10 protein-coding genes are annotated in these 12,237 nt (G+C 42.8%); 5 read left to right on the top strand and 5 right to left on the bottom strand.

The window, feature by feature from the left end:
- A partial coding sequence (locus AWV70_RS04585) for an ATP-binding protein (RefSeq protein WP_153009898.1) occupies positions 1–1,939 on the top strand: 1,939 nt, incomplete at its 5' end.
- Positions 1,940–2,073: 134 nt separating this feature from the next.
- Here the strand turns inward: AWV70_RS04585 and AWV70_RS04580 are convergent.
- Positions 2,074–3,777: an FAD-dependent oxidoreductase gene (locus AWV70_RS04580; protein ID WP_153009897.1), complete on the bottom strand. Its 1,704-nt coding sequence runs from the start codon at positions 3,775–3,777 to the stop codon at positions 2,074–2,076.
- A 270-nt stretch (positions 3,778–4,047) separates the two neighbouring features.
- Between AWV70_RS04580 and AWV70_RS04575 the strand changes: the two genes are divergently transcribed.
- The gene (locus tag AWV70_RS04575; protein WP_060204830.1) at positions 4,048–4,809 is read left to right on the top strand and encodes a glucose 1-dehydrogenase; all 762 of its coding nucleotides are present in this window, start codon (positions 4,048–4,050) and stop codon (positions 4,807–4,809) included.
- Positions 4,810–5,224: 415 nt separating this feature from the next.
- Here AWV70_RS04575 and AWV70_RS04570 read toward each other — a convergent pair whose 3' ends face one another.
- Together AWV70_RS04570 and AWV70_RS04565 are read right to left on the bottom strand one after the other, a co-directional pair.
- Entirely contained in the window at positions 5,225–5,662 is a 438-nt protein-coding gene (locus AWV70_RS04570; protein WP_060204829.1) for a universal stress protein, read from the bottom strand.
- 167 nt (positions 5,663–5,829) lie between these two features.
- Entirely contained in the window at positions 5,830–6,450 is a 621-nt protein-coding gene (locus AWV70_RS04565) for an NUDIX hydrolase (protein ID WP_060204828.1), read from the bottom strand.
- Between the two features lie 342 nt (positions 6,451–6,792).
- On the opposite strand from AWV70_RS04565, the gene AWV70_RS04560 reads away from it, so the two are divergent.
- Positions 6,793–7,467 carry an SH3 domain-containing protein gene (locus AWV70_RS04560; RefSeq protein ID WP_160327625.1) on the top strand — a complete coding sequence of 225 codons (675 nt, stop codon included), beginning with the start codon at positions 6,793–6,795 and terminating at the stop codon, positions 7,465–7,467.
- A 162-nt stretch (positions 7,468–7,629) separates the two neighbouring features.
- Here the strand turns inward: AWV70_RS04560 and AWV70_RS04555 are convergent, their stop codons facing one another.
- Positions 7,630–8,583 (bottom strand): calcium/sodium antiporter, encoded by a 954-nt coding sequence (locus tag AWV70_RS04555; RefSeq protein WP_060204826.1) that lies wholly within the window; start codon positions 8,581–8,583, stop codon positions 7,630–7,632.
- Positions 8,584–8,825: 242 nt separating this feature from the next.
- On the opposite strand from AWV70_RS04555, the gene AWV70_RS04550 reads away from it, so the two are divergent.
- Entirely contained in the window at positions 8,826–9,323 is a 498-nt protein-coding gene (locus AWV70_RS04550; RefSeq protein WP_060204825.1) for a DUF1456 family protein, read from the top strand.
- A 303-nt stretch (positions 9,324–9,626) separates the two neighbouring features.
- On the opposite strand, the gene AWV70_RS04545 is transcribed toward AWV70_RS04550, so the two are convergent.
- The gene (locus AWV70_RS04545) at positions 9,627–10,280 is read right to left on the bottom strand and encodes a TetR/AcrR family transcriptional regulator (RefSeq protein ID WP_060204824.1); all 654 of its coding nucleotides are present in this window, start codon (positions 10,278–10,280) and stop codon (positions 9,627–9,629) included.
- 224 nt (positions 10,281–10,504) lie between these two features.
- Here AWV70_RS04545 and AWV70_RS04540 point away from each other — a divergent pair, with 224 nt between their 5' ends.
- A complete protein-coding gene (locus AWV70_RS04540) occupies positions 10,505–12,166 on the top strand; it encodes an FAD-binding protein (protein WP_060204823.1) in 1,662 nt (553 codons plus the stop codon).
- Positions 12,167–12,237 lie beyond the last annotated feature (71 nt).

The following is a 12,237-nucleotide window of genomic DNA, read 5'->3' as shown; positions in this document are numbered from 1 at the left end:
TTATCCGTTCGATTTGATCATTTCAATAGGATGCTTCGCTTCCATCTGGTTCAAGGATTATTTTAACATGCATGCCGAAACAGCGAAGCTTGCCGTCAAACTGCAGAAAATGAATGAACATAAGGACCAGTTTTTGGCGAACACCTCTCATGAGTTCAAGAATCCGCTTCATGGAATCATCAATATGTCTCAAGCTGTATTAAATCGGGAAAGGCATTCAGTAAAAAATAAAAGCGTCCATGAGCTTGAGACGATTTTGACTGTCAGCCGGCGCATGTCACTGTTGTTGAATGACCTGCTGGACGTGGCCAGTCTGAGGGAGGGTCGGCCGCGTCTTCAGAAAAAAAACATTGCGATTCAGCCCATCATAACTGGGGTAATGGACATGCTGCAGTTTCACGATGACGTTAAGCCGGTGAAAATTGTGAATGAAGTTCCGGTACATTTCCCGCCTGTCATGGCGGACGAAAATCGGGTCATTCAAATCGTTTATAACTTACTTCATAATGCTGTCAAGTATACGATTGAAGGCGAAATCCGCATTCAGGCTAAAGTGAAAAATAACAGGGCTTTTATTTCGGTAACTGACACGGGGATCGGAATGGAGGAGGATTTTTTAAAGCGACTATTCCTACCTTATGAACAAGCTGCAGATGCATCATTAATCGAAGGCGGTCTTGGGTTAGGGTTGAATATAAGCAAACAGTTGATTGAGCTTCATGGCGGACAGCTCGATGTATCATCAACTCCTGGAAAAGGATCGACATTCACGTTTTCGTTGCAGCTAGCTTCGCCGGATGCAGTAAATATTTCCGAAAACGCGCCTCAAACTAACGTTCAACACATTGAATCGCAAAAATTGCCTGCAAATCGGTTGGCGGATTCATCGATCGATTTAGAGACTGCGGAAATTTCTGCTGCAGTCGATCAAGCATCATTGAAACCAGTTTCCAAGCGTCCGCCTATCTTAATCGTAGATGACGATCCGGTAAACTTGCAAGTCCTTCAATCCATCCTGTCAGATGAACAATATGAAATCACTACTGCGACAAGCGGCAAGGAAGCCCTCGATCACTTACCCACAAAGGAATGGGGTTTGGTCATTTCGGATATCATGATGCCGCAAATGTCCGGCTATAAATTGACGAAGACGATTCGCAAACGGTATTCATTTACAGAACTGCCGATTTTACTGTTGACCGCCAGAAGCGACCCGAAGGATATCCAAGCCGGCTTTCTAGCTGGCGCAAACGACTATGTGACGAAGCCTGTTGAAATGCTTGAGTTAAAATCCAGAGTACTGGCACTCACAACCATCAAAAAAGCGGTACGGGAACAATTGCAACTGGAGGCTGCATGGTTGCAAGCCCAAATCCAGCCTCATTTTTTATTCAATACATTGAATTCCATTATCGCCTTAAGTGACATTGACCTGGATGAGATGAACCATTTGCTAATGGAACTAAGTCAATATTTAAGAAGTAAATTCCAGTTTCAGCATATCGATGAATTGATTCCGTTAGCGGAAGAGTTAGCGATTGTCCAATCCTATCTGAATATTGAACAGGTGCGTTTCGGTGAGCGGTTACAAGTCGACTTGGAGGTGGATGAATGCGCGGACGTCAAGATTCCTTTCTTATCCATCCAGCCTTTAGTTGAAAATGCGGTAAGACATGGACTTATGAAACGTATCAGTGGAGGTACACTTACAGTTCGAATCGCTGTCCATGAAGGCTATGTTAAGATTTCTGTTGAGGATGACGGAGTCGGAATGGATGAATTCCAATTGCAAGGTTTACTTGAAAGAACGGATGGCAGCCGGATGAGCATCGGGTTAATCAATACGAACCAGCGATTGATGCGCCAATTCGGTACAGGCCTCCAAATAGATAGCGCGCCAGATCGTGGCACTATCGTATCGTTTACGGTGGGGATTTAATACATTCATTTGGGAAGCCGATCAAGCTGTCGTTTGATCGGCTTCATCCTGTTGACAAGCGTATTCATTCAAGCTGAAGAAATCCCAATGCACTAAGATTTCCTCAAAAGAGCTGTCGGAAACACAGCTCCCCACTATATCACTGCAAATTCATCCGGAAGACTACTTTCAGACAGTGTCCCCTGTTTCGCTTTGCAATAAAGCGCTGCAATATGTCCGAATGTCATACCAGGGCCGATTGTTGCGCCAGGACCAGGATACGATTCGCCCATGACGGCAGCCGAGCAGTTGCCGCAAGCGTACAGCCCTTCAATGAGAGTGCCGTCTTCCTTCAGCACGCGGGCATGCTTGTCAATGACGACACCGCCTTTCGTTCCGATATCGCCCGGATACACTTTCAACGCGTAAAATGGCGCTTTGCTAATGTCATCTAAATTTGGATTGTCCAATGTCGGATCGCCATAATATCTGTCATGCGCCGTTTCCCCTCTGTTGAAATCCAAATCTTTACCCGCCTTGGCAAAATCATTGAATCGTTCTACCGTCTGCACTAAATTCCCTGCCGGTATATTCATTTTCTCTTCTAAACCGGCAATGGTGTCGCTTTTCAACACTACATCGTTTTCATAAAATGCTTTCGGGAAATCCTGTCCAGGGAAGAGACCTACGAAAAGATGTCTTTTCTTCGCTTTATGGTCCAAGATGATCCATGAATGAATTGCTTTTCCATCTGTTCTTTCGTTATGCTCATACATTTTATCTACAAACTCGTGATACGGCGTCGGCTCGTTAATATAACGCTTCCCGTCTTGGTCTGTGATGATCATCGAAGGAATCGCCCGATCGGCAACTAAGAAAAAAGGTGCTCCCGTATGATCGACAACGGACGGCGCCCCCCACACTTTGTCCATGAAACCAAGTTTCGCCCCCAATTTCAATGCCGGCAACAACATATCGCCTGTCTGCCCTTCCGGTGAAGAAGTCCACGCCTTATCTGTCGGAGCCGGCAGGTATTTCTCACGATACTCCTGCTTTCTAGAAAAACCGCCTGAAGCGAATATTACGCCTTTGTTCGCTTTCACATTTGTTTCCTGCCCGTCTTTCATAATTTTGATGCCGACAACCGCTTCGCTCTCGACAATGAGATCGACAAATGGGCTATTCAGCCAGAGCTCGCCATTCAACTCCTTGTAAGTTTGGGCAAGCCTTCCAATGAGCGCCTGCCCTAAAGAGGAATAACGGGTTCTGAAAATCAAATAGTTAACTAACCTCCAGCCCAACGTCAAACTCCTCGCTTTACCTTTCCAAGTCCTTGTAATCATGTTGACATGGCGAAAATCTTGTCCCGTCATGACAAAGCCCTTCGTATCCATCGCAGGCGGTTTCATCAGTTCCCGCCAGTCTCCAAGCTTGTTCAAGTTGAAGACAAGAGGCTCAATTGAGCGGCCCTCCCCTTTTCCTCCCTCCAAATGAGGATAGTAGTCCGAATAATCCTTCGCATATGAAAACCTCATATGCTCCGAAGTGTCATGCATGTAATCTAACATTTCAACGCCACGCCTTAAATACGTCTCTTTCATCTCATCCGATATTTTGTTCCCGACAGTCGAGTCCAAATACGTTTTTGCTTCCTCAAAGCTGTCCTTCACACCCGCTTCTTTAAAATACCTGTTGTTCGGGATCCAAATGCCCCCGCCGGAAAGCGAAGATGCCCCTCCGAAATGTTTTTCTTTTTCAATTAAAACTGTTTTCAAGCCCTCTTTATTACCTGTAATCGCCGCTGAAAATCCCGAAGCCCCAGAGCCTACTACAACCAAATCATATTCATAGTCCCACATCAAAAAAGCCCCCTTTTTTATGACTGATACCATAATCATATTGTAGAGTTTCCTACCATCTGCAATTTTCTTAGGAGACAAGTGTTCATTAATCGTATGTAATCCAGGCGCTATATATTATACTAAATATAAGATAATTCAGATAGTTTGTAAAGGTATAGGAAGATGCCAACTGCTTCAAAACCCTATAGGGGCAAGTCTTGGAAACCCCTGTAATGGTTAAGCTATAATAGAAGTGTTTATTTAAAATGAAAGAAATGAGGGACCAACATGAAACGCTTAGAAAACAAAGTCGCAATTATAACTGGTAGCGGCGCTGGAATCGGGAAAGCAATCGCCACAAGATACGCCGAAGAAGGAGCTAAAATCGTAATTGCCGATTTTAACGAAGAAGCTTTACAAACAACTGTAGAAGAGTTGAAATCCGCTGGGCATGAAGCCATCGGGGTCGTTGTGAACGTAGCAGTTGAAGAGGACATCGCTAAAATGGTGAGTGAAACTGTCAGCAATTTTGGACGTGTCGACATTCTCGTTAACAATGCCGGCGTCGGGGATAATATGCAAGCAGCTGAAAATGTCAAAGATGAAACTTGGCAACGCGTAATGGATATTAACGTAACAGGTGTAATGCGTGGCTTGCGCCAAATCATTCCTGTATTTCTTAAAAACGGCGGAGGGACAATCGTCAATATGGCTTCCATTGCAGGGTTAACAGGAGGACGTGGTGGCCTTGCGTATACAGCTGCTAAACATGCAGTTGTCGGTATGACTAAAAATATCGCTTCTCAATATGGACCGCAAAACATCCGCTGCAATGCGATCGCACCGGCCCATATTGAAACAGGATTTGCCGCTGCGATGACGAACGTCGATCAGTTCGGGTTGGAAGTCGCAACACGCGGAGTGAACCTAATGCCAAAAGCAGGAACTGTCCAAGACATTTCCAACATCGCTGTTTTCTTAGCTTCTGATGAGTCCGCCTATATAAACGGCGTAGCATTAGCCGCAGACGCAGGATGGAGCGCTTATTAAACAAAAACCAATTTATGCCGAATGTTTAATTTATTGCTTTGCCTTCAATAGTTCGCTAACAGGTATTAATTGTTAAACAAAATGTCCCCATTGGTTTTCATTGCATGAAGAAACTTAGTGGGGACATTTGATTGTTAAAGTACATTCCACTATATCATTTAAACTGTAGTGTTATTGGTGTTTTGCAAACCATAAAAGTGATGGAATAGGAACAGACCACCGTTTTTACAATTGAACGAACTGCCGCCTAGCATAGTGAGAACTCCTGCACTTGGAAATGGAAAAAGATGAAGAGGTAGAAATCCATCAGGTAGTGATGGATGAAGTATGTTTGTCTCGTTGAAGTAGGAATAAAAGCACAAGACACCTGTGCAATTTCGAATTGTTCAAGTGCCTCGTACCTTTTTATAAGCTGCTACTCTCGAATGACGAGTACATCACATTTTGCGGATCGGACAATATTTTCAGAGACGCTGCCCATCACGAAGCGTTCAACTGCATTTAGACCTGTCGCCCCACAGATAATTAGGTCTGCACTCAGTTTTTTCGGGAGGTCTGTTGCAATCATTTTTTTCGGTGAGCCATAGTCGACAATTACATTGACGGTTTGCACACCTGCTTGGACAGCTTCAGCTTTGTAGTTGTTCAACAACTCTACGGCGGATTTATAGGCGCTTTCAGCGATCGAACTGTCATACGCCTCTACAGAAGAATACGATCGTGTATCGACGATGTTGACCAAATTCAATGCGGCATCGTTACGGTCAGCAATGGCCACCGCCTTTTTGAAAGCCCATTCCGACTCTTTTGATCCATCTATTGCGACAATTATTTGTTTGTATACCAATGTCATAAACCTCACTCCATTCCTGTTCATACCGACTACTTCGACAGTAAAGGAGCATTTCCTTCCCAAAAAGTCCTCAAACTTCGACAGATTTATTACAACCTTTGTATCCTAGGACAAATCTAAGTGTTTTGCATTTGAACAGTCCAATTTTCCATGCCAGTTCTTCTAAATTACTTGCGGATAACTTCAACAAAATGCTTCAATATCCTCGCCGTCAGTCCCCAGATCGTGTAAGGTCCGTATTCGAAAAACCATTGCTCTATCATACGCCCCCTCCATTGGTAGTTCGCACCATTCTGGATTTTCTCGTAAGGAAAATTCGAATCGGGCGCGGGATTCACCATTACCGGATGCATATACGGCTCGTGCTCGAGCAGATAATGTAGCGGCACGGTGAACACCTCTTCCACCTCGTATGTATTGTAAGACCGACTGATTTCCTTATAATCCACGATTCCGGCAAAAGGATAGACAACAAATGACGGAGATGCGACATACGGACTTAGCGGACCCAGTACTTCCACAGTATCCGGTTTCACCCCAAGCTCTTCATGCGTTTCCCGTAAAGCCGCGAAAAGAGGCGATTCATCGGTAGGATCAATTCTACCGCCAGGAAAGCAAATATCGCCAGGCTGGCTCCTCATTTTCGATGAACGGACTTCGAACAACACACACCATTCCCCTTCCACCTCGACAAGTGGAATCAATACCGCCGAACGGAAAGCAGTCGCTTCGCCAATGAAAAGTTCTTTATTGGTGCGTAACTGTTTTCTCCATTTTTTCTGATTCATGAAGTCATCCTCCTTTCTGCTGTAAGCACCCAAGTTACACAAGGAATATCTTGGTGCTTGGCAGCCTAGATAAATCTATTTTTCGGGAAACTAGAATACATCATTCAGAAAAAGGGTAATGATAACTCATACATTCACAATTAAATAAATCAAAAAGTTGGTTTTATACATAGGCGCCCCTGCAATATGTTCTATTTTAAAACCTTCCTTCATAACCTCGTCTAGTAGTAACTATACTAAGGAGTGGTTCAAATTAGAAAAATAATCTTAGCAATGTTGGTTTTGATCCTTGGTTGTTCTTATGCCTTTCCTCTGCATACAACCGTAGTAGCGAAAAGCGAAATGTATGTACATGCGAAAAATGATATTGTCCTGCGTGTAGAACCAAAACAAAACGCTGAAAAAATCGGTACCATTCAAAACCACTCGAAAGTAACTGTATTGTCTTCATCAAACGGATGGTCCTATGTACAAGTCGGCAAAAATAAGGGCTATGTGTATACGTCCGCTTTATCCAAGCAAAACCCGAAAGCCGCATCAGCGATGGTTACCGGTGGACTGACGCCTAAAGAAGGGTTGATTCTTACGTATGAACCATCGTTCTTAGAAGAGGAGAAAGAGACGTTTACTGTAGAAAAAGAAGATGAATACACGTACTTATATAATAAAAAGAGTCCCCTTTACCCGGATTTATCCAACTTTACCTATATCGAAGACGGAAAAAGACTGCTTATGGGGGTATCAAGTTCCGACTTCATCTTCGTCAACATTCCCTATCCATTGAAACAAGGTACTACCACAATAGATTCGTCTATGATGTTTGAGGAGCAAGAGGTTTTGGTTGAAAGCACGACGAAAACAGTAACCGTGAAAGCCGGTACAGTTAAAAACGTCGTCATTCTTCGTTACCCGGACGGCTCCCGAGAATACTTTGCAAAAGGAATCGGAATCCTAAAGAGTACAGATAAAAATGGCGAGATTTTTACAGAGTTGGTGTCTGTGAAGGAAGGTAAATAAGTACCCAATAGGTTGTCAAAAGTCCAATGTTTGCATAGCAGACATTGGAATTTTTTAATGCCGAATAAAAGATAAAATCCGACCCTTGCACTTCTGTTACTTACAAAAATAATTGTTCGGGCGCCTGGCACTCGACCTTATTCCCCTTAAGGCCCAGTCCCCTTAGTTCCGCATAATAATATAAACCAAATAAACGATATAAGCGATTGTGAGTACGATGCCTTCAATTTTCCCGATTTTGTAGCCAGTCCGCGCGAAAACCAATAAGACAATCGTCAGAATGATCATGAACACGACATCTGTCATGACTTCACCGCTCACCGATAAGGGAGAGATCACAGAGGAGGCGCCAAGGACAAACAGGATATTGAAAATGTTGCTGCCGATGATGTTCCCGATCGCAATTTCACTTTGCTTTTTCAAAGCAGCCGTGATGGATGTGACAAGTTCCGGAAGAGAGGTACCGATAGCGATAATCGTTAAACCTACCAATGTTTCGCTCATACCGAGCGAGTAGGCGATTTTCGTCCCGTTATCGACAACGAACTGTCCGCCAACGATAATCGCGGCCAGCCCTATGAGGGTAATGAAAATATTCTTCCCCCAACGGATGTTCATCGGCGCGGAATTGTCCACTCCCTCTTTCCGGCTCTTCAGTCCATTGTCGATCACATAATACATGAAAATGGAAAAGAACAGTAAGAAGATGAGCCCGTCCGCGCGCGTGATCATATTGCCGCCGAATCCCTGCAATGCTACGTCACTCATCAAGATCAGCAACACCACGCTCGCAAGCAAAGTAAACGGAATCTCTCTTTTAATGCTATCGCTTTGGACCCTCAACGGATATAGGAATGCCGCCGCTCCTACGACAAGCGTGATATTGAAAATATTGCTGCCCACCACATTCCCTACTGCAACCCCGGCACTGCCTTCAAGCGCTGCAATAATACTGACCGTCGCCTCCGGAGAACTTGTCCCGAACGCCACAATGGTCAGCCCGATTAAAATCGGCGGAACACGGAGCAGCCTCGCAATCCCGGATGCCCCCTCAACAAAATAGTCAGCTCCTTTTATGAGCAATACAAATCCAACAAGCAATAGAACATACGTCATATAGACTTCCCTTCCCATCTATCTAAGTGTTTTGGTCATTACAATCTTATGCTCTACTGTACCCTGTTGCGCAAGCGTCAATCACACAATTAAGATCGTAAAATACAGCATTTGATTAACTTTTATTTTTATGTGCTATTATTAAGCTTAACTCGATTAACTAACGAATAGCAACAAACAAAATGGAAAAATGAGGATGAATTCGTTTTGTACTTACAGCACTATATACAGGAGGTCTACAAATGAATAACAATGATAGATTGATTCGATTACGATATGCTTTAGATTTTACGAATACTGAGATGGTAGACATTTTTAAACTTGGTGGCATTGAAGTGACAAAAGAAGATGTGCTGCAGTTGCTTACAAAATCAAATGAGGATGAAACTGAAAATGAATTGCAAATGAAATGTACGAATCAAATGCTGGATTCATTTTTAAACGGCCTCATTATCTATAAACGAGGAAAACAAGATCCACAACCAGGACAACCTCAAGGTCCAGCAGGATCTAACATGACCAATGAAAATGTTAATAATATCCTACTCAAGAAAGTGAAAATAGCACTCGCGTTAACAGGTGAAGATATGCTTGCTATTTTAGAAGCTGCAGACGTCATTATCTCAAAAGGCGAACTAAGCGCTGTATTGAGAAAAGAAGGGCATAAGAATTATAAACCGTGCCTAGATCGATACGCTAGAAACTTCTTAAAAGGATTGGCTATCAAATATAGAGCCTAATGTAAGGTGCCTGCTACTGATGCAATTACGAATTGCGTTTGTACCAGGCATTTTTATGTTGAAGATCCAAGTAGTTTGAGATACCAGGCACCCATTTAGGCGGTCTAGAAGTAAATAAAGGTACCAGGCACCCATGCAATTTAGAATTGCTAGAGTGCCTGGTACCTTTATTATGTTTGACGCTTTACCTCTTTTAAATCAATCCGTTTTTTAGATAGTTCATCACTGCAGCATTTCCCCTCATCTTCTCAATTTCACCTTTTTCCAAGTGGGTTACTTCTGCTATGAATCACAGCTTTATATTTACTTACTCTCATTCGTCAAATAATCAAGGATGACCCGTTTAAGAAGCTTCAACTGTTGTTCTGGTGCTACGTCAAGTTCAATAAAAACGATGCTTTTTTGAATCGATAGCTTTTTGGCGAAAGTTACAAAAGCGTTAATCAATGTGATTAATGATTGCTCAATATCGATGTCCGCACGAATTGTTCCATCTTTGATCGCCGCTTTGATGATTTCAGCATAAATCTGAGAAATCTCTCGATAAACTGCTTTGTATTGTTCGGTATCTTCAATGGGCTCTGAAAGGAGAATGGTATAAATCTCAAAGTCCTCGATCATTTTAAAATCATTTCCTTCTGCAAATCCTTCCAGAAAATGATCCATCAACGCTTCAATTTTTTCAATACTCGACGCTTCCATGTCATTAGTTTTTTGGAAAATTACAAGGAATCTCTTTAATCTTCTCGTCGCAATTCCAACAGCAATTTGTTCCTTTTTAGGAAACAACCGAAAGATCGTCGCAACACCTAAGTTGGCAGCATCTGCTATTTCTTGCATCGTCGTTTTTTCAATTCCTTTTTTAGCAAATAACGTTTCAGCTACGTCAAGAACGGCGGCAATTCGGTTTTCTCTATTCTTTTTAAGTTCAAGTTCATATCGGTCCATCGGCTTCATAAGTTTACATCCCTCATTTGAATTCATTATGTTCATTATACGGGAAAGAAAGTGTAGATTCACGTTAAGCAGTGCGCAAACCAACCATATCATTGTCCCAAATTGACAAATATTTCGCGGTCTGATAGTATGACTATCATGGTGATAGTTACACATCACATCTAATTTTCACCTAAATTTTTATAGATACTTTTTTCGAATAAAGAAAGGAGAGAATAAAAATAATGTCCAATCAAAACATTAATTGGGATGAAGTCGTTGATGTAGTTGTTCTTGGTACAGGAGGAGCTGCTTTAACAGCTGCGACACTTGCCCATGATAATGGAGCAAAGGTGTTAGTATTAGAAAAGTCTTCTGAAGTAGGTGGGACGACAGCAATGTCAGGTGGAGTTCCTTGGATTCCAAACAACCACTACATGGAAGAAGCAGGAATCGAAGACTCGAAAGAAAACGCTTTCAAGTATATTCAGCGTTTAGGTCATGGGAAAGAACCAGACCCTTCACTAGTAGATGTGTTCCTAGAAGAAGGACGCAATATGATCAAATATTTACACGACAACACGCCTGTCCGTTTTGCGATTCCACCTGCTTACGGTGACTATTATGCAAATTTACCGGGTGGGATTGTGGAAGGTCGTTCATTAGATCCTAAACCATTTCACTTACAAGAGTTAGGTGAATGGGAACATAAAATTCGTCGCAACCCAATTTTTCCACCACTCACACTTGCTGAAGGTGGAGCGAACAAAAACGACATCGATTACACAGTTATGGCAGAGCGAATGGAAAAGAACATTACAACGATGGGGCGTGCACTCATTGGCTCACTCATGAAAGGCATACTCGATCGTGGCATAGATGTACGTACAGAAACACCAGGTTACAAACTTTTCCAAGATGACGAAGGAGCAGTTATCGGAATTCAAGCAATACATAACGGTGAAGAGATCAATATTGGCACACGGCAAGGTGTCATTATTGCAAGTGGTGGGTTCGAATGGAACGAGGAGTTAGTAAAATCGTTCTTACCAGGTCAACCAAAACACCATCTAACACCTCCGTATAACGAAGGTGACGGGTTAATTATGGCGATGGAAGCAGGGGCAAAACTTGCGAACATGAGTGATGCATGGTGGTACCCTGCAACACAAGACCCTTCTATTGAATATGAAGGTCGTATATTTAACTTAATCAATAGTCCACGTTCACTCAAACATGGAATTATTGTAAACAGTTTAGGAAAGCGTTTCGTGAATGAAGGAACAGCATATAAAGACATGCCACGTAAGTTCCACTTATACGACGAAGCAACACAAACGTATCCAAATGAGAAAAATACTTGGATTGTGTTTGATAGCCAATTAAAAGATAACGAATTAGTTGTAACAGTTGCTGCAGGTGAAGACGCACCAGAATGGATGAACCAATCAGATAGTTTAGAAGAGCTCGCTGAAAAAATTGGTGTAGATGCAAAAGGTCTTGCAGAAACTGTTGAGAAATTTAATGGGTATGTTGCACAAGGAGCAGACCCTGACTTCCATCGTGGAACGACATATTTCGAAGGTATGGGTCAAGGCGGCGGCACAGCAGAGCTTAACCTTGGAACAATCGAAAAAGGGCCATTCTACGCCATTCCGATTTACTACGGGACAATCGGGACGGCAGGTGGACCACGTGTCGATAAAAACGGTCAAGTGATTAACGTGCGCAACAAGAAAATCGAAGGACTTTACGCAGCAGGTAACGCGGCAATGTCTATTTTAGGACCCGTTTATCCAGGAGCTGGAGCTACAATCGGACCTGGTATGACATGGGGGTACTTAGCAGGTAAAGCGATCGCAACAACTGAAAAACGTGACGACATTAAACAATTAATTACGCTGTAAAGGGGATTATTAACATGCCAGCAGGAGTTCATGAAACACAAATTAATGTACCAATTGAAGAAGTATGGGAT

This window comes from Sporosarcina koreensis, from assembly GCF_001531445.1.
Classification (GTDB): Bacteria; Bacillota; Bacilli; order Bacillales_A; family Planococcaceae; genus Sporosarcina; species Sporosarcina koreensis_C.
The sequence above is the reverse complement of the archived record's forward strand: the minus strand, read 5'-3'. Positions and strand labels throughout refer to the sequence as shown.